The sequence below is a fragment of the Rhodococcus huquni genome (assembly GCF_055231055.1).
The window spans coordinates 1-17,732 of sequence record NZ_JBUYWE010000017.1 but is presented as its reverse complement, the minus strand read 5'-3'; the positions used below and the strand labels follow the sequence as shown (position 1 = coordinate 17,732).

The window sequence follows — 17,732 nt, the reverse complement described above, 5'->3', positions numbered from 1 at the left end:
CTGGCGATTCCTCCGTGAGCGTGAGCAGCGCCTATTGTTGTTCCTTGTGCTCTCAGTCGTGCAACGCCCGGTTACGGTCCGGGCTCCTTCCAAGGTCAACCTGCACCTTGCGGTCGGTGACCTGCGTGACGACGGCTATCACGAACTGACCACCGTGTTCCAGGCGTTGTCGCTGTGCGACACCGTGACGGTCGCGCCCGCGGAAGCCCTCTCGGTGACGGTGCGCGGTGACGACGCGAGTTCTGTACCCACGGATGCTTCGAACCTGGTGTGGAAAGCAGCCGAACTGCTGGGCGCGGAAGCGGGATACAGCCCCGACCTCGAGATCACGATCGAGAAGGGAATCCCGGTGGCAGGCGGAATGGCCGGTGGCAGCGCCGACGCCGCGGCTGTGCTGGTGGGGCTGAACGCGCTGTGGGAGCTCGAGATGAGCCGGGAAGAGCTGGCCATGTTCGCAGCAGAACTGGGCAGCGACGTTCCGTTCTCACTGCACGGCGGCACTGCCATGGGCACCGGCCGCGGTGAGAAGCTGCTCCCGGTGTTGTCCCGGAGTTCCTTCCACTGGGTACTCGCTCTGGCGAAGGGCGGCCTCAGCACTCCGACGGTGTTCGGTGAACTCGATCGCTTGCGGGCCGAGGGCGCGCCGCCGAGACTCGGGGGAGCGGAATCACTGATGCAGGCACTCGCATCCGGTGATGCGGCGGCGCTGGCACCACTTCTCGGAAACGACATGCAGGCGGCGGCGCTGTCACTGGCCCCCGCGCTGCGCCGCACACTGCGCGCCGGCGTCACCGCCGGGGCGCTTGCCGGAATCGTGTCGGGCTCCGGTCCGACCTGTGCTTTCTTGTGCGCCGACGCGGATGCCGCGGTCCGGGTCGGCGCCGAACTCGCCGGGGCGGGGGTCTGCCGCACCGTTCGGGTTGCGCACGGCCCGGTGCACGGCGCACGAATAGTCGACCACGCGGCGGAAGGATCACGCTGACATGGCCAATCTGATCAATCTCGAACAGGTGTCGAAATCGTTCGGCATCAAGCCTTTGCTGGAATCGGTGTCTCTGGGCGTCGAGGAAGGCGAGCGTATCGGTGTCGTCGGACTCAACGGCGGCGGCAAGACCACCATGCTCGAGGTTCTCGCCGGGCTCGAGCCCCCGGACTCGGGCCGAGTGTCGCGCGTCGGTGGTCTGCGGGTTGCGGTGGTGACACAGCGCGGCGTGCTTCCGGCAGGTTCCACGGTGGGCGAGGTCGTACTCGGGCCGCTGGACGTGGCCCATCACGAGTGGGCTCGGGACTCGAGGATCCGCAGCATCCTCACCGGCATCGGTATCGACGGCCTCGGTGGGGGCGGTGAATCCGCACTCGACACCAATGTGGACGGGCTCTCGGGCGGTGAGCGCCGTCGCGTCGCCTTGGCCGCGGCTCTTGTTCAGGACCTGGACCTGCTGATTCTCGACGAGCCCACCAACCACCTCGACGTCGAAGGCGTGCAGTGGCTCGCCGAGCACCTGGTGTCGCGGCGTAGCGCGCTCGTCGTCGTGACCCACGATCGCTGGTTTCTCGACACCGTCGCCAACCGCACGTGGGAAGTGGTGGGCGGCAAGGTCGAAAGCTACGAGGGCGGCTACAACGATTGGGTATTCGCTCGCGCGGAGAGGTCACGGCAGGCGGACGCGTCCGAAGAACGTCGCCGCAACCTGGCCCGTAAGGAACTCGCGTGGCTGCGGCGCGGCGCACCTGCCCGGACCTCGAAGCCGAAGTACCGGATCGAAGCGGCGGAGGCCTTGATCGCGAACGTCCCCCCGCCCAGGGACTCGGTGGCCCTCGCGTCATTTGCTCAACGTCGACTCGGCAAGGTGGTCGTCGAGCTCGAGGATGCTCGCCTCGAGACCCCGGACGGCCGCGTCCTGGTGGAAGACCTGACGTGGCGACTCGCTCCGGGCGAACGCGTCGGCCTCGTCGGAGTCAACGGATCCGGTAAGACGACGTTGTTGCGCACACTCGCCGGCGAGATCGCGCCCGCGTCGGGCAAACGAATCCAGGGTCAGACCGTCCATATCGGATGGCTGCGTCAGGAGCTCGACGATTTGCCGAAGGATATGCGCGTCCTCGACGCCGTCAAGGATGTCGCGGAACGAATCACTCTGGGTGACAAAGAAATATCTGCAGGCCAGCTCGCCGAACGGCTGGGCTTCACCCCGGCCAGGCAGCGAACTCCTGTGGGTGATCTCTCCGGTGGTGAGCGGCGTCGACTTCAGCTCACACGTGTGCTCATGGCCGAGCCGAACGTACTGCTCCTCGACGAGCCCACCAACGACCTCGACATCGACACCCTCCAGCAGCTCGAAGATCTGCTCGACGGGTGGGCGGGCACCATGGTCGTCATCAGTCACGACCGGTACCTCGTCGAACGCATCTGCGACACGACGTGGGCGCTGTTCGGGGACGGCAAGTTGACGAACCTGCCGCGCGGGATCGAGGAGTACCTCGAACGTCGCGCCCGCATGGGCGACGGGGGAGCGCCGTCCGTGGCCTCCACTGCAGCGGGCGGAGCGACCGCCAAGAAAAATCGGGACGGAGCCGCCGACCGCTCGGCCAGAAAAGAGTTGTCCCGGCTGGAGCGGTCCATCGTGAAGCTGGACGATCGCGAAGCCAAGCTTCATATTCAGCTTGCGGACGCGGCGAGCGACCCGGAGAAGCTGCAAGCCCTGAACGCCGAGCTCAAGCAGGTGGTGGCCGAGAAGGAGACCACCGAGGAGCGCTGGATGGAACTGGCCGCGGAGCTGGAGTGAACAGCGACCCGAACCGGTACCCGGACACCCGCGCGTGGATTCGATCCTTTCCCACGCTGGGTGGTGCCGTTTCCGGGTCGGGCCCGCTACCGGAGTCGCCGATCGCGAATTTTCTGGAGTGGTTGCAGCAGGCGGTGACTACTGTGGCGGAGCCGCATGCCGCCACGTTGTCGACGGTCGACGACGCCGGTGCGCCGGACGCGCGGTTCCTCATTCTGAAGGACGTCACGGACGAAGGGTTCTGGTTCTCGGGTGACGTTCGCTCACCGAAAGGGTTGCAGCTCAACGAGAATCCTGCCGCCGCCCTGACTTTCTACTGGCGCGAACAAGGACGGCAGGTGCGGGTGCGCGGCTCGGTGCGCGAGGGCGGCAGCGAGCTTTCCGCGCGTGACTACTTGGAGCGTTCCGTCACGGCGCGCGCGGTGGCAGCGGCCAGTCGGCAGAGCGAGGTGCTCCAGGACCCTGCCGAGTACACGGTCGCGATCGAGACGGCAGCGCAGCAGATCGAGTCCGACCCGGAGTACGTGTCGGAGACGTGGCGGGCGTGGTGCCTTGTCCCGGACAGCGTCGAATTCTGGCAGGCCGACCCGGGGCGTCGACATTTGCGGTGGGTTTACCAACGTGACCGGAACGGTTGGTCCCACCGCGAACTGTGGCCGTGAGCGTGCTTGTCGCAAGTTCGCTCGCGGCACTGTGCCCTCGGGTGTCAAGGGCATTTGGTCAAGTTTAGGCCCCGATTTCGTCCCGGACGGGCTAGCCTTCATGAAAGGGCTACATGCTTGCTGCACAGGAGGCGGGGACATGGATCTCGAAGCGGTCAAGGATATCGAGAGGCTCAAGTACCGCTACGCGCGTGCTCTCGATACGAAGGCGTGGAGTGATCTCGCGGAGACTCTGATGCCGGACGTCAGCGCGATCTACGGCGAACAATTGGAGTTCGACTCCCGAGACTCGTTCGTGTCTTTTCTGGAGAACACCCTCGGAACGCACATGATCACCGAGCATCAGTGCGGGCAACCCGAGATCGACGTGGACGGCGACGAGGCCACCGGCATCTGGTGCCTGGCCGACACGGTCGTGGTGCCCGAGGACGGAATTCTGTTACGGGGATCGGCGTACTACCACGACAGGTACTCGCGCTGCCGAGACGGACAATGGCGAATTGCGCAGACGGGATACGACCGGGTGTGGGAGACCGTGGTCTCGCTCTCGGATGTGCCGAGCTTCCGGCTCACGTCCAACAAGTGGGCGACCCTGGCGATGCTGCCGTCCAACATGGTGAACGTGTCGACTCCGGACGGACTCATCGCGTGACCGAATCGTCCTCGCAGGGTGGGGCGCTGCCGAATTCCGGTGCCCTGCCGTACCTGACGGTCCGAAACGCGAAAGAGGCAATCGACTGGTACGCGACGGTGTTCGGGGCGGCGGTCGTCGGGGATCCCGTCGTGATGGACGACGGGCGAATCGGTCACGCCGAACTCGAGTTCTCGGCGGGGATGGTCTATCTCGCGGAGGAATTTCCGGAGATGGGACTGACCGCACCCGAGTCGGGCTCCACTTCGGTCAGCCTGATGCTTCCCGTGAGTGACCCGGACGGCGTGCTCATGCGGGCACGAGACGCCGGCGGGGACGTGGAGCGTTGGATATCCGAGAGCCACGGACACCGCAACGCCACGTTGATCGATCCGTTCGGCCACCGCTGGATGCTGGTGGCCCCACCGATCGAGTCCTGACCGGCCGAATTCGTGGGTGCGACTACTTCTGGAGTGACACCAGATCGATGACGATCGACTGGCCCGACAACTTGGCATGCAGCTCGGGGCGATCGAACCCCGCTGCGGCGAGGTAGTCGCCGAGCAGAGTCAGAAGGAGATCCGCGTCGGCCCCCGGGTCCGTGTCCACGGCATCGGAGGTCTTCGAGTACTCCTCGAGGAGTTCTGCGTGCGCGAGACGGCCCGCGACTCGAACGGCGGCTTCCCCCATTGCCTTTCGGCGCCTGAAGGTTCGTCCCATCGCATCGAAGTCCGTGGCTGGGGTAGCCGGAATGGATGCGGCTGGCGTGGCGGACGCGACGCCTGTGGAGGACGAGATCTCGGCGTCGGCGGAGTACTCGGGCTCAGGTCGGTACTCGGGCTCGGGGGCGCTCGCCGGCTCGGGCTGTGGAGCGCTCCAGTTCCCATACGAGTCGGTGCCGAACGAAGAGTCTGTGCGCGTCGACGGGTTTGCGTCGAACGGTTCCGGGGTCTCTTCGGGAGTGCTGTGCTGTCCCGCGGACTCGATGGAGGCGCCCGGCTTGCGGCGGGGGAGCGGGAAGGTGAACGACTCGGACGACGAGGAACTGCCGTTGGTTGCAGAACCGTCGGTGTTGTCTCTGTTCGAAGTCGTACCGGTCAACCCGTTGGTGGTCCCGTTGGTCGAGCCGTTGGTGGAGATGCCGTTGTCCATCGTTGTCGTTGCTCCTGGTACCGCAAACAGCCAGCCAGTTTGCTCGGTGGACCTGAAAGCTACCAGTAGTGCTTCGGGCACCGCACCGCGGTGAGGACTGCGTGTCGGGCCCGAAAATCAGTCTGCCGCTGCGACCAGCGGTTCCAGCGTCAGGTCCGGAAATTCCTTCTGAATGTATTGCAGGCGCCATTTGTCGCTGACCAGCGCGAGGAGGACGCCGTCCGTACGGGTGAACACCTCGAGCCCCCGCTGGCGGTTGAGTTCGTTCTCGGACGCGGTGTCGGTCCGCCGCGCAAGTGCGTAGCCGAGCGGCTCCATTCGCGCTTCCACACCGAACTCCGCCTTCATACGTGCCGAGACGACCTCGAACTGCATCGGACCGACTGCCGCCATGACCGGCGACGCGTCTCCTCGGATGTCGTTTCGCAGAATCTGTACGACGCCTTCGGAATCGAGCTGATCCACTGCCCGCCGGAATTGCTTGTACTTACCGGCGCTCTCGGCACGAAGAATGGCGAAGTGCTCCGGCGCGAAGGACGGGATCGGCGGGAACTCGACCTTCTTGTCGAAGAAGAGGGTGTGCCCCGGAGCGAGAGCCGTCGCATTGACGAGGCCTACGACGTCGCCCGGGTAGGCGGTCTCGACGGTCGAACGTTCACGACCGAAGACCGTCAACGCGTACTTGGTGGTGAACGGTTTACCGGTCTGAGCGTGTGTGACCACCATGCCGCGCTCGAACTCGCCGGAGACGATGCGCATGAACGCCAGGCGGTCGCGGTGCGCCGTGTCCATACCGGCTTGCACCTTGAACACCACGGCACTGAACGGGTCGGTCACCTCACGTGGTGTGCCGGCAACGTCCTCGCGGGCCCTGGGTTCGGGTGCGATCGACACCAGGGTGTCGAGGATCTGGCGAACACCGAAGTTGAGCATGGCCGATGCGAAGATGACCGGCGACGTCTGCCCGGCGAGGAACATCTCCTGATCGTGGTCCTGCCCGGTGGCGGAGAGCAGCTCACTTTCCTCGGCGGCGGTCTCCCATTCCTCGCCTTCCTTCGCTTGTGCGCCGTCGGCATCGAGAATTTCCTCGGGTGCGATCCGAGCGCCGCCGGCGGTGCGGGTGAAGCGAATGTACTCGAGGGGAAGCCCGTCTTCGCCGCGACGAAGTAGTCCACGGAAGTCGCCGGCGATGCCGACCGGCCAGAACAGCGGGGTGGGGGTGAGCCCGATCCGTTCCTGAATCTCGTCGAGCAACTCGAGCGGAGCGCGACCGGGCCGGTCCCACTTGTTGACGACCGTGATGACCGGGATGCCGCGATGACGGCACACCTGGAACAGTTTCAGGGTCTGTGGTTCGAGGCCCTTGGCGGCATCGATGAGCATCACTGCGGCGTCCACGGCCGTGAGCACCCGGTAGGTGTCCTCGGAGAAGTCGGAGTGACCCGGGGTGTCGACGAGGTTGACGACGTTGTCGATCTCTTCGTCGCTCTCGGTCGAGCGGTAGTTGAACTGCAGCGCGGTCGAGCTGACGGAGATTCCGCGAGCCTTCTCCATCTCCATCCAGTCCGAGACGGTCGACTTCCGGCCGGCCTTGCCGTGTACCGCTCCCGCCTCGGTGATGACCTTGGCGTGCAGCGCGAGCGCCTCGGTCAGCGTCGACTTTCCGGCGTCGGGGTGGGAGATGACGGCGAAGGTGCGGCGACGCCGAGCCTCGGCGGCCAGACCCTTCGGCGCAGTGCGCGCGACGGAGGAGGTCTCCTCGGCTGGAATGTGTTCGGCCGAGTCGGACGGGGTAGTCAACGGAAAGCCTCTCGAAGATTGTGTGCGTGCAAGGCCGGTAACGACGTGTTCGGCCGACGACCGCATACCAGGATACGCGGGGCCGCCTGCGGATCCGATCGCAGCGGTGCCGGTAACGATGTCTTCCCCTGGCCTGATGACAAGTAGTAGGCGGGGCCACGTAGGAGGAGATTCTCGTGAGCAGGTTCACCGAGGAAATGTTCGCCACCGCGCAGCGCTCCGGGAAGGGGCTCGTCACCGGTGAGCCGGATACCCCGGACAGGCAAACCTGGGGCCTGATCCACGAGACCGCCCGGCACATGGCAGGGGCGCTCGCGGCGGCCGGAATAGGCCCCGGTGATGCTCTCGGCATTCTGGCGGGCCAACCGGTGGACATCGCGCCGGCATGTCAGGCCACCTGGATGCGCGGCGGCGCAGTCACCATGCTGCACCAGCCGACGCCGCGAACCGATCTCGAGGTGTGGGCGAAGGACACCGAGACCGTCATCGGGATGATCGCGGCGAAGGCGGTCGTGCTCGGTGCGCCGTTCGACGTCGCGAAGCCGCTTCTGGAAGAGCGTGGCATCACGGTCGTCACCGTCGAAGATCTCCGACGTGGGGTGGCCGTCGACCCAGTCGAGACCGCCGAGACGGACATCGTTCTGCAGCAGCTCACGTCCGGGTCGACGGGAGCGCCCAAAGCGGTGCTGATCACGCACGAGAACTTCTACGTGAACGCGTACGCGATGATCGATCGGATCAAGTTCTCCCTCGAGGACGACGTCATGATCAGCTGGCTGCCGCTGTTCCACGACATGGGGATGGTCGGGTTCCTGAGCGTTCCGATGCAGGTGGGTGCCGAGGTCGTGAGCATCACGCCGATGGACTTCCTGCGGAACCCGTTGCTGTGGGCAGAACTGATCGGGAAGTACCGGGGCACCGTCACGGCCGCACCGAACTTCGCGTATTCGTTGCTGGCTCGGCGGTTGCGGCAAGCGCAGGACGGGGCGGTCGACCTGTCCAGCGTCCGCTACATGTGGAACGGCGCCGAGCCGGTCGATCCGGACACCATGGACGCGCTCGCCGAGGCGGGTTCCCGGTTCGGGCTCGAGCCGACTGCACTCGCGCCCACGTACGGGATGGCGGAGGCGACGCTCGCGGTGTCCATCCCGGAGCCCGACAGAGGACAGGTGCTCGATCTCGTAGACCCGGACTTTCTCGAAGCGATGCATCGGGCAGTGCCGTCGACGAAGCCCAACGCGCGTCGCCTCGCAACCCTGGGGAAGCTGGTCCCCGACCTCGAAGGAAGAGTCGTCGATCAGGACGGGCAGGTGCTACCCGATCGCGGTGTCGGTGTCATTCAGGTCCGGGGCAACGCCGTGACGCCCGGCTACATCACCCTGCAAGGGAAGAAGGTGGCGCAGGACGCCGAAGGATGGCTGGATACCGGGGACGTCGGATACTTCACCGAGGAAGGTCTCGTGGTGGTGTGCGGACGTGTGAAGGACGTCATCATCATGGGCGGCCGCAACATCTACCCGACCGACATCGAGCGGGCCGCCGGATCGGTTGTCGGCGTCCGTCCGGGCAATGCCGTGGCCATCCGCATCGATGCCGGACAGAAACGTGAAAGCTTCGGCGTCGCCGTCGAGACGAACAGCATCGACGATCCGGAAGAAGTGAAACGCATCGAGCGTGAGGTGGTGCATGCCGTGTTCTCCGAGGTCGGCGCCCGACCGCGCACCGTGGCGGTGTTGGGGCCGGGCAGTATTCCCAAGACGTCCTCGGGAAAACTGCGCCGCAACTCCTCTTCCGCCCTCATCCCCCCTGTGAGTGGTTGACGAGTCCAGGGACTCGCAGACCACTCACAGGGGTTGGTGGAGTCGATTCTGGGCGGCTTCGAGCCCCACCTGAAGGAGCAGTTCGACAGCATCGGCCGCTTCCTCGCAGACGAGCGGCAATTCCTTGCGTTCGACCGAGGAGAAGGGCTTGAGCACGTAGGACGCCGGGTCCAGGCGGCCGGGAGGACGTCCGATCCCCACGCGCGTGCGCAGGTAGTCCTTGGTGCCGAGAGAACTCGAGATGGACCGCAGACCGTTGTGCCCACCTTCACCGCCGCCCTGCTTGAGGCGGAGGGTGGGAAAGTCGAGGTCCAGTTCGTCGTGCACGACCACGACGTTCGACGGTTCGATCGAGAAGAAGCGGGTCAGGCCGGACACGGCACCGCCCGACAGATTCATGAAGGATCGTGGCTTGGCGAGAATCACGGGGCGCCCTGCGAGGCGGCCCTGCACGATCTCGGCCCCGCTCTTCTTGTGCGCGCTGAACTTGCTGCCCATTCTTCCGGCAAGCACGTCCGCCACCATGAATCCCACGTTGTGACGGGTCTTCTCGTATTGCGGTCCGGGGTTCCCGAGCCCCACGACCAGGGCGGTGTCGTCACTCATCGTCGTCCCTTTTTCGTCGTCACGGTTGGCCATCGATGACACCGATTCTCGTACGCGAACGGCGCGTCGTCCCGGAAGCCGGGACGACGCGCCGTCGAGTCAGGTACGAGAGATTCAGTCGTCGGACTTCTCTTCGCCGGCCTCTTCGCTGGAAGCCTCTTCCGCCGGTGCAGCCTCGTCGGCGACCAGGTCCTCGTCGAGGTCCTCTTCGAGCTCCTCGGCGGACGGCGCCTCGAGGACGTTGACGATGAGCAGCTCGGGATCGGACTGCAAGGTCGAGCCCTTGGGCAGCTCGAGGTTCTCGGCGAGAATCTGGGTGCCGATCTCGGCGCCCTCGATGGAGACCTCGATCTGCTCGGGGATCTTCAGTGCGTCGGCCTCGATGGACACGACGGTGGAGTCGTGCGACACGAGGGTGCCTGCGGCAGCGTCACCGGAGACGACGACGGGAACGTCGATGACGACCTTCTCGCCCTTCTTCACGACGAGGAGGTCGGCGTGCTCGATGTACGGGCGGATCGGGTGCACGACGACCGACTTGGTCAGCGCGATGTGCTCCTCGCCGTCGACGTCGAGGTGCAGGATCGAGTTGGTGCCGTGGTTACGCAGGATCGCGGCGAACTCGAGGGACGGAAGGTTCAGGTGGCGGGGGTCGGTTCCGTGGCCGTACAGAACCGCGGGCACCTGCCCGTCACGACGTGCACGGCGTGCGGCACCCTTGCCGAACTCGGTGCGGGTGGAGGCTACGAGACGATTTTCGTCGGACATGGTGAAACGGCTCCTACAACTCACGGTGATTACTGGCTGGCGTCTTCATGCCTCGGGCGAGGACAGGCGCGCACGGCCAGGAGCGAAAACGCTCGAGCAGAGCCGTGGCCGCGTCGATCACGGTGAGCCAGCTATTGGAGCTTCGCGGTTCACCCTCGCCGAGACAACTTGATCGACTCTACCGGAAATCCAACCCACTGCGTTAATCAGCACCGCGCAGTGATGCGAACCGGCTCGCAAGGAGCCGCCCCTCCGCATTGTCGGCGGTGAGAGCAAGCGCTGCGCGGGCGGCGTCTTCGCGGCGAGTCGGAGATCTCCTCAGGTCAGGGAGGTGAGAGAACCGTCGTCATCGTGTAGTCCTTGGCAGGGCCGGAGACGTCCCACCGCACCGTCCAACCATCGACGGAGTCGGGGCCGGCGTGGCCGACCTCCACGTGGCCGACGTACAGATCCGGTCCACAGGGGTGTTCGACCTGCTCACCGGGTGCCCACGGATGAAAGTATCGGCCGTCTTCGAAGGTCACCACCCACGACCCGTCCTGAATCACGATCAGCAGGGTGCGGTACACGGGGAGCTCCTGGCCACCCGTGACCAGGGTTCCCGTTTCGTGCCAACGAACCCGATGCTCGTTTTCGGCCACCAGTTCCGTTCTGCCGGTGACCGTGCTGCGTGTTCCCGTCAGACGGTCGTCGATCACCCGTGAAAACGCCCACGTCCCGGTGAGAGAGAGGGGGTCTGCCACGCGCCGTTCGTCCACGTGCTCGATGTTATGCGGGGATGCATCAGTGTGAATACCGTGGGACTCGAATCCATCGTGCGACTTCGAAAGGAGTGGTTATGGCAGTGCTGAAGAAGGCCCTGACCGGTGACGAGACCGTGCGCTTCGGTTTCCGGGCCACCGACCTCGGCTACGTGTCGCGAACGAACCACGCCTACACGATCGCGATCTTCGGGGACACGTTCGACGACACACCGGACCCGGTCTCGGTTCCGCAGAACTGGCGGTGTCCGGTCGGTCTTCGGCAATCCAACCGGGACATCGAGAACGGAATCTGTTGGGACAACGCGATCGGTGGAGACGTTGCGCGACAGATGCTTCCGTACCGACATTCGGGCACGCCGCATGCCGGGCGACTTCCCGACGGTTTCACGAACATCCCCAACGATCTGATTCATCTGCCGGACGGGCGCTTCATCATGACGACCGCCGCCGTCCGATCCTGGGATCCGGTGACGACGGACGGAAGCTGGTCCACGTTCCATTCCAGAATGTGGACGTCGACCGACCGGGATGCCGAGAACTGGGAGCGCACCTGGGACATCGAAGGTGACCACCCGAACATGGACTTCCCGAACTCGGGAGAGTGGCGGCACTTCCAGAACCACTCGATGACGATGATCCCGGACGAACCGTGGGTGTACATCCACGGAACCGACGAAGGTCGTAGGCCCGGCGGCGGTGTGCATCTGATGCGCGTGCATTGGGAAACGATGTGGAATCGCAGCACCTACGAATTCTGGGGATGCGATTCGTCGGGAGAGTGGGCATGGCGACGGGGCGGCTACTCGACGCCGATCCTGATGCCCACGCTGCCGCGGGGCGCCATCGGTGAACTGTCGACGCAATTCATCGACGGCCGCGTGGTGCTGTCGTATTGCGACGGGGCCCTAGGAGCGGTCACGCGGACGGCAGAGCGCCCGGAAGGGGAGTGGACGGTTCCTCGAATTCACGTGTCACCGGCCGAGGCGCCCTGTCTGTACGCGCCGTGCATCCACCCGTTCGGCAGCATCGCTCGGTCGCAGATGTTGTTGTCGCAGTGGACGAGACATCCGAAGAAGGACCGGACCACCTTCTACGGGGTGAACCAGTGGGAAGTCGACCTCGCCTGCGATACCTACCGGGACACTGCCTCACTGTCGCCGGGCGATCTCCTCGGACTCCTGAGCGACGAGGCCGACCCCGATGTGAGCCGCGCCTACCTCGAAGACGTGATCGCGCCTACGACTGCGGGTTCTTCGCCGCGCTGATTCCGGCGCGCCGACCGTAGAAGCTGCCGTCGCCGAGCGAGGTACCGCTCGCGTAGCCACCTGCGCACACTCCGGACGTGCACCGCCCGGCAGCGAAAAGCCCGGCGATCGGCTCGCCGGACACGTGCACCACCTCCGAGTCGATGGTCGTCCGGAGGCCGCCGAGGGTGAAGCCCAACGTCATCCCGCGCAGGTCGACGGCAGCGACGGGAGTTCCGATCGGCTTCACCCACTCCGACTTCTTCTTCAGCAGCGGGTCGGCGGATTCTGCGGCGTGCTTGTTGTAGACCTCCACGGTCGTCTGCAGCGCGCCGGCAGGCAGACCCATCTCCGCCTCGAGTTCCTCGACCGTCTCTGCGACCCACTTCGGACGCTGGCGTAGGAACGGTGTCGACGACGTGCCCGCGGCACCCTCGTCGTAGGCGGCCTCGTCGATCACCAGGAACGCCTGGTTGTCCTGATGGAACAGGGTCGCTTGGCCGATACGTCCCGAATAGGTGTCTTCCGCGATATAGCGCTGGCCTCGGCCGTTGACGAGAATTCCGCGGACCATCAGCTGTGGGTCGCACAGGAATGCGACTTCCGTGGCGTCCATGTGAGCAAGGTCCGCGCCGAGGGCCTGTGCCATTCGGATCGCACGGCCGTCGTGCTCCTCGATGGCAGCGCCGGGACGACCGATCATGCGCGGCGCGTACGACTCGATCATCTTGTCGTTGTAGGCAAAACTGCCGGTGGCCAGCACGACACCGCGACGTGCCTTGATGGACACCTCCTTGCCGTACTGCTTGGCGACGATTCCGACGACCCGGCCGCTGTCGTCGGTGACCAGGGTCTGCACCCGCACGTCGTATTCGGCTCGCGCCCCGAGCTTTTCGGCAGTCTGCACCAACGGCTGCATCAGCATGTAGCCGCCGCCCTTCTCGCCGGTGCGCTTGTTCTCCATCTGCGGAACGTGACCGCGCGGTGCCGGTGTGGCGATCTCGTTGAACGGTGCTGCATTCTCGCCGCCCGAGTACATGAGGCCGTCGTCGAACGGCGGTTCCCACCCGGGCTCACCCCAGAACGACGGCTTGAACGGAACCCCGCACTCCACGAGCCAGTTGTAGTGCTCGACGCTGCCGTTGCAGTAGTCGGTGACCTTCTCCTCGTCCGTGCCGGGACCGAGGGCGGCCATCATGAACTTCTTCATGTTCTCCGGAGAATCCTCGAATCCGCACGCGGTCTGCAGCGGTGTTCCGCCGCCGAGGTACACGAATCCGCCTGCGAGGGCGGCTGCGCCACCCCAGCCGCTCGTCCGTTCGAGAACGAGCACCTCGGCGCCTGCACGTGCAGACTCGATGGCGGCCGTGACACCGGCGATTCCGTAACCGGCGACCACGACGTCCGCTTCCCTGTCCCAGACGTCGATGCTCTCGGCGGAGCGGGGGTGAACCGGAGTGGAGTCGGACATGGCGGTCCTTTCGAGGCGGCGGAAGTTCTCGAAACTGTAACGTGTTACACGTTCTCCCGTGAGTGGTTGACGAGTCTCTGGACTCGCAGACCACTCACAGGCAGCGGAGCTGCGTCACCGCCATGTCGAGGTCCTCGTACGAGACGAAGTAGTGCGGCGACGCGCGCACGACGGCATCGAGGCCGCGTCCTGTCATGTCGAGAAGAGTCGACGACCGTCCGCTGGCCGTGACGGTCACATTTCGGGCGGCCAGTGACCTCCGGACGTTCTGCGCATCACGATCCTCGACCGTGAACGTGACGATCCCGCACTGCCGCTCGCCGAGATCACGAACGGTGACGCCGCGGAGTCGACTCAGTTCGCCACGCAGATAGTCGGCGCGCTCCGAAATCTCCCGCTCCACCGTGTCCGCACCGAGTTCGAGGAGGAGGTCGACGGCGGCGCCCAGGCCGAGCCGAGCGGCCACGTCGCATTCCCAGAACTCGAACCGGGACGCGTCGGTCGCCATCGTGAAGTCGGTGGGAGCGGTCCATTCGGCGCTGTGCAGGTCGAGCGCGTGTGGTTGCACCGACTCGTCGAGACCCGGGCGAAGTGCCAGGAATCCGGTGCCACGTGGGCCTCGAAGCCACTTGCGGCCCGTCGCCGACAGTGCATCCACTCCCAGCGCAGGCATGTCGATGTCGACCTGTCCGACGGACTGGCACGCATCGAGCAGGACCAGCGCGCCGACGCGATGTGCCATGTCGGCGGCCTCTCGGACCGGGTTGACCAGTCCGCTGTTCGTGGGGACGTGCACCAGCGACACGAATCGAACCCGCTCGTCGAGCATCGTCTCGAGCGCACTCAGGTCGATCTGGCCGGACGGATCGCTCGGGACCACGTCGACTTCCGCTCCGACCCTTCCGGCCCGCTGCAGCACGGCGATGGCGTTGCTGGCGTACTCGACCTCCGAGATCAGGACACGGTCACCGGCGCGCAAGGGGACTGCTCGAAAGAAGTCGTTCCACGACCGGGTCGCGCTGTCACTCAGTGCGATGTTCGACGCGCTGCTCCGAAGGAGTTTCCCGAGTGACTCCTTCACCGCGTGCAGATCCGCGGCCCGCTCGCTCTGCGCGAGGTACCCACCCACCTCGGCCTCACGGCGCAGGTGACCGATCACCGTCTCGAGCACGGGCGTGGGAGGCAGCGACGAGCCTGCACTGTCGAGAAAGACCTTGTCGGTGCAGCCTGGCGTGTCGAGCCGGGCACGTGCGAGATCGAGCATGAGCGTCCTTTCCTTCGGGCCGTGACGTCCAAGCTAGTGGTGGCCGGCCGCGCGTGTATGCGTGCACATGTCGGCGGAGAGTTCTAAGGTCGGTGATGACGCTCGGGCGTTACCCGGAACGGGAGGTCGAATGGCTACCGCAGTTCAATCCTTCGAGTTCGACATGTTCGAGGACGGGCACCTCGCTTCACGTGCCGCGGCCGAGGCATACATCGAAGGTGTGTGTTTCGAGCTTGCTCCACCGCAGTTGCTCGGTGCCGAATTGGAGTGGATGTCGGCCCGCACCACGGACGGTCAGCGACCTGATCTCCTGGATATGGCGTCCGCACTGGGTCCCCACGCACCGAAGACGATCAATCCCTGGTCACCGGCGCAGCCGTTGCCGGGTGGCAGCGGGGTCACGGTCGAGCCGGGTGGGCAGGTGGAGCTCTCCAGCTCACCGCGGCGTTCGGCTCGTGAACTGTGCGACGACCTTTCCGCCGACGAGCAGGTGCTGCGCAGCCTTCTGGGCGCGCACTCGATCGAGCTCCACGCGGCGGCGGCCGATGCAGCCCGGCCACCGGAACGTCTGCTGCAGTCGCCCCGGTACTGCGCAATGGAATCGCGGTTCGGCGGAATCGGCCCGTACGGCAAGTTGATGATGTGCAACACCGCCGCCACCCAGGTGAGCGTCGATGCCGGTAGTGACGCGAGCGCTGTCGAAGACCGCTGGACTCTGCTGCACGAAGTGGGTCCTGCTCTTGTTGCAGCGTTCGCGTGTTCGCCGCATCTGTACGGAATTCCAGAGGGCGCGTGGGCGTCTCAGCGAATGCGAACCTGGCTGTGTCTCGACTCGTCACGCACGGCCGCGCCGATTCACGCCGGCGACTACGCGACGTGGGTACTGGACGTGCCGTTGATGTGCGTCCGAAATGACGGTGCCGACTGGACTGCACCGCCGGGGGCCACCTTCGGCGACTGGATCGACGGCGCACTCGGCAACGAGATCGGGCGCGCTCCTGCGTACGCCGATCTCGACTACCACCTGACCACCATGTTCCCGCCGGTACGGGCGACCGGGCATCTGGAGGTGCGTTATGTGGACGCGCAGCCAGGCGATCTGTGGCGGGTTCCGGTAGCGGCGTTCGACGCTCTGCTGTCGGGGCCGGGCGCCATGAGCGAGGCGCGGGGAGCGGCACGGACGACGGCCGGGCGGTGGCGCGACGCGGCAGAGTTCGGACTGTCGGACGTCGATTTACGGTCGGCGGCCACGGCGCTCTTGTCGCTCGCGGCGTCGTACTCACCGGATCCGGAGTTCGTACGTCTGCTCGACGCCGCGGCCGAACGTTGCTGTCGGGGACAGTCGCCGGGAGCCGCTCGGTGAGTGATATCCGGGAAAGCGTTCACGCGGCCTTGAGCCGGGCGCGCGAGCGCACCCACGTTCTCACCGACAGTGTGAACGACGCAGATCTGACCGCGCAGCACTCACCTCTGATGAGCCCACTCGTGTGGGACCTCGTTCACATCGGGAATCAGGAAGATCTGTGGCTGGTTCGCGAGGCAGGTGGGCAGGCCGCCGTCCGTGGTGACATCGACGAACTCTACGACGCCTTCCGGCACGCTCGGGCGGACCGGCCGGGCCTGCCGTTGCTCGACCCGGCCGAGGCTCGTGCATACGTACGTACCGTTCGCGAAAAGACTTGGGAAGTACTCGATTCCGCCGACTTCTCGGGAGGACCGCTCGAGGAGCGGGGATTCGTGTTCGGAATGATCGCCCAACACGAACAGCAGCACGCGGAAACGATGCTGGCCACGCACCAACTGCGGACGGGTGATCCGGTGCTGTCCGCACCGACGGCACCTCGGATCGGTGGACAGGTGGCCACGGACGAGGTTCTGGTCCCTGGCGGGGTATTCACGATGGGAACCTCGGACGAAGCGTGGGCGCTCGACAACGAGCGGCCGGCGCACCCGGTGAACGTCCCGGCGTTCGCCATCGACACGACACCGGTCACCAACGAGCAGTATCTCGCCTTCATGTCGGACGGCGGGTACGAGCGGCCCGAACTGTGGAGCGAGCGAGGATGGGAACATCGCAGCGAGGCCGGACTCGCTGCTCCGCTCTTCTGGGAGAACGACGGGTGTGGGACGTGGTGGCGAGACCGTTTCGGTGTGATGGAGCCGATTCATCTGCAGGAACCGGTCGTGCACGTCTGCTACTTCGAGGCGCAGGCGTACGCGAAGTGGGCGAAGAAGCGCTTGCCGACCGAAGCCGAATGGGAGAAGGCCGCCCGATGGGACCCTGCATCGAACCGTTCGCACCGATTTCCCTGGGGTGACGCCGACCCGGACGAAGCGACCGCCAATCTGGGGCAACGTTTCCTCGGGCCGGCGGTCGTCGGCTCCTATCCGGCAGGTGTGTCTGCACTCGGCGTGCATCAATTGATCGGCGACGTCTGGGAATGGACTTCGTCGGCGTTCGAGCCGTACCCGGGCTTCGTGGCTTTTCCCTACCGCGAGTATTCCGAGGTGTTCTTCGGCGGTGACTACCGGATTCTGCGTGGAGGTTCCTTCGGGACCGACTCCGTGGCGTGCCGGGGATCGTTCCGAAATTGGGACCACCCCGTCAGGCGTCAGATCTTCTCCGGATTCCGTTGTGCCCGAGATCTTTCCGGAGAAGAATTCTAGATGTGCCGCCATCTAGGCTACGTCGGGCCGCCGTGTTCGGTGCACGACGTGCTGGCATCCGGCGCTCACTCGTTGGTCGAGCAGGCCTGGGCGCCAC

General features: G+C 65.5%; 16 protein-coding genes. 9 read left to right on the top strand and 7 right to left on the bottom strand.

The annotated features are described in order from the left end of the window. The first annotated feature begins 46 nt into the window (after positions 1-46). The 5 genes from ACZI8R_RS20355 to ACZI8R_RS20335 all read left to right on the top strand — a co-directional run bounded on the left by ACZI8R_RS20355 (position 47) and on the right by ACZI8R_RS20335 (position 4,519). A complete protein-coding gene (locus ACZI8R_RS20355) occupies positions 47-982 on the top strand; it encodes a 4-(cytidine 5'-diphospho)-2-C-methyl-D-erythritol kinase (RefSeq protein WP_463381480.1) in 936 nt (311 codons plus the stop codon). A gap of 1 nt (position 983) precedes the next feature. Continuing rightward, positions 984-2,786: an ABC-F family ATP-binding cassette domain-containing protein gene (locus ACZI8R_RS20350; protein ID WP_463381479.1), complete on the top strand. Its 1,803-nt coding sequence runs from the start codon at positions 984-986 to the stop codon at positions 2,784-2,786. Further along, a complete protein-coding gene (locus tag ACZI8R_RS20345) occupies positions 2,783-3,448 on the top strand; it encodes a pyridoxine/pyridoxamine 5'-phosphate oxidase (RefSeq protein ID WP_463381478.1) in 666 nt (221 codons plus the stop codon). The genes ACZI8R_RS20350 and ACZI8R_RS20345 overlap by 4 nt, the downstream gene beginning before the upstream one ends. Positions 3,449-3,587: 139 nt before the next feature. Beyond that, complete coding sequence (locus tag ACZI8R_RS20340; RefSeq protein ID WP_463381477.1) at positions 3,588-4,100, top strand: nuclear transport factor 2 family protein; 513 nt, start codon at positions 3,588-3,590, stop codon at positions 4,098-4,100. Continuing rightward, complete coding sequence (locus ACZI8R_RS20335; protein WP_463381476.1) at positions 4,097-4,519, top strand: VOC family protein; 423 nt, start codon at positions 4,097-4,099, stop codon at positions 4,517-4,519. Before ACZI8R_RS20340 ends, ACZI8R_RS20335 begins: the two co-directional genes overlap by 4 nt. A gap of 22 nt (positions 4,520-4,541) precedes the next feature. Here ACZI8R_RS20335 and ACZI8R_RS20330 read toward each other — a convergent pair whose 3' ends face one another. Beyond that, entirely contained in the window at positions 4,542-5,231 is a 690-nt protein-coding gene (locus ACZI8R_RS20330; protein WP_463381475.1) for a hypothetical protein, read from the bottom strand. 117 nt (positions 5,232-5,348) lie between these two features. Continuing rightward, positions 5,349-7,031 (bottom strand): peptide chain release factor 3, encoded by a 1,683-nt coding sequence (locus ACZI8R_RS20325; RefSeq protein ID WP_463381474.1) that lies wholly within the window; start codon positions 7,029-7,031, stop codon positions 5,349-5,351. A gap of 176 nt (positions 7,032-7,207) precedes the next feature. Between ACZI8R_RS20325 and ACZI8R_RS20320 the strand changes: the two genes are divergently transcribed. Then, entirely contained in the window at positions 7,208-8,851 is a 1,644-nt protein-coding gene (locus ACZI8R_RS20320; RefSeq protein WP_463381473.1) for a fatty acyl-AMP ligase, read from the top strand. Positions 8,852-8,875: 24 nt separating this feature from the next. Here ACZI8R_RS20320 and pth read toward each other — a convergent pair whose 3' ends face one another. The 3 genes from pth to ACZI8R_RS20305 form a co-directional block, all read right to left on the bottom strand. Then, entirely contained in the window at positions 8,876-9,457 is a 582-nt protein-coding gene (gene pth, locus ACZI8R_RS20315; RefSeq protein WP_463381472.1) for an aminoacyl-tRNA hydrolase, read from the bottom strand. A 114-nt stretch (positions 9,458-9,571) separates the two neighbouring features. Then, on the bottom strand, positions 9,572-10,225 hold the full coding sequence (locus ACZI8R_RS20310) for a 50S ribosomal protein L25/general stress protein Ctc (protein ID WP_463381376.1): 654 nt from the start codon (positions 10,223-10,225) through the stop codon (positions 9,572-9,574). Between the two features lie 323 nt (positions 10,226-10,548). Then, positions 10,549-10,983, bottom strand: coding sequence for a DUF6314 family protein (locus ACZI8R_RS20305; RefSeq protein WP_463381377.1), 435 nt, complete (start codon positions 10,981-10,983; stop codon positions 10,549-10,551). 80 nt (positions 10,984-11,063) lie between these two features. On the opposite strand from ACZI8R_RS20305, the gene ACZI8R_RS20300 reads away from it, so the two are divergent. Further along, positions 11,064-12,254, top strand: a complete 1,191-nt coding sequence (locus ACZI8R_RS20300) for a glycoside hydrolase family 183 protein (protein ID WP_463381378.1) — start codon at positions 11,064-11,066, stop codon at positions 12,252-12,254. Here ACZI8R_RS20300 and ACZI8R_RS20295 read toward each other — a convergent pair. Further along, a complete protein-coding gene (locus ACZI8R_RS20295) occupies positions 12,226-13,704 on the bottom strand; it encodes an FAD-dependent oxidoreductase (protein WP_463381379.1) in 1,479 nt (492 codons plus the stop codon). The genes ACZI8R_RS20300 and ACZI8R_RS20295 overlap by 29 nt on opposite strands. A 94-nt stretch (positions 13,705-13,798) precedes the next feature. Next, positions 13,799-14,968, bottom strand: a complete 1,170-nt coding sequence (locus tag ACZI8R_RS20290) for an aminotransferase class V-fold PLP-dependent enzyme (RefSeq protein WP_463381380.1) — start codon at positions 14,966-14,968, stop codon at positions 13,799-13,801. Positions 14,969-15,098: 130 nt separating this feature from the next. On the opposite strand from ACZI8R_RS20290, the gene egtA reads away from it, so the two are divergent. Both egtA and egtB read left to right on the top strand, forming a co-directional pair. Continuing rightward, positions 15,099-16,331: an ergothioneine biosynthesis glutamate--cysteine ligase EgtA gene (gene egtA / locus ACZI8R_RS20285; RefSeq protein WP_463381381.1), complete on the top strand. Its 1,233-nt coding sequence runs from the start codon at positions 15,099-15,101 to the stop codon at positions 16,329-16,331. Next, entirely contained in the window at positions 16,328-17,635 is a 1,308-nt protein-coding gene (gene egtB, locus ACZI8R_RS20280; RefSeq protein ID WP_463381382.1) for an ergothioneine biosynthesis protein EgtB, read from the top strand. The genes egtA and egtB overlap by 4 nt, the downstream gene beginning before the upstream one ends. Positions 17,636-17,732 lie beyond the last annotated feature (97 nt).

Excerpts from the sequence above, each read along its gene's own strand:
- ACZI8R_RS20330 (WP_463381475.1), bottom strand. The coding sequence starts at position 5,231 with ATGGACAACGGCATCTCCACCAACGGCTCGACCAACGGGACCACCAAC.
- ACZI8R_RS20310 (WP_463381376.1), bottom strand. The coding sequence starts at position 10,225 with ATGTCCGACGAAAATCGTCTCGTAGCCTCCACCCGCACCGAGTTCGGC.
- ACZI8R_RS20340 (WP_463381477.1), top strand. The coding sequence starts at position 3,588 with ATGGATCTCGAAGCGGTCAAGGATATCGAGAGGCTCAAGTACCGCTAC.
- ACZI8R_RS20290 (WP_463381380.1), bottom strand. The coding sequence starts at position 14,968 with ATGCTCGATCTCGCACGTGCCCGGCTCGACACGCCAGGCTGCACCGAC.
- ACZI8R_RS20300 (WP_463381378.1), top strand. The coding sequence starts at position 11,064 with ATGGCAGTGCTGAAGAAGGCCCTGACCGGTGACGAGACCGTGCGCTTC.
- egtA (WP_463381381.1), top strand. The coding sequence starts at position 15,099 with ATGGCTACCGCAGTTCAATCCTTCGAGTTCGACATGTTCGAGGACGGG.
- ACZI8R_RS20350 (WP_463381479.1), top strand. The coding sequence starts at position 984 with ATGGCCAATCTGATCAATCTCGAACAGGTGTCGAAATCGTTCGGCATC.
- ACZI8R_RS20295 (WP_463381379.1), bottom strand. The coding sequence starts at position 13,704 with ATGTCCGACTCCACTCCGGTTCACCCCCGCTCCGCCGAGAGCATCGAC.
- pth (WP_463381472.1), bottom strand. The coding sequence starts at position 9,457 with ATGAGTGACGACACCGCCCTGGTCGTGGGGCTCGGGAACCCCGGACCG.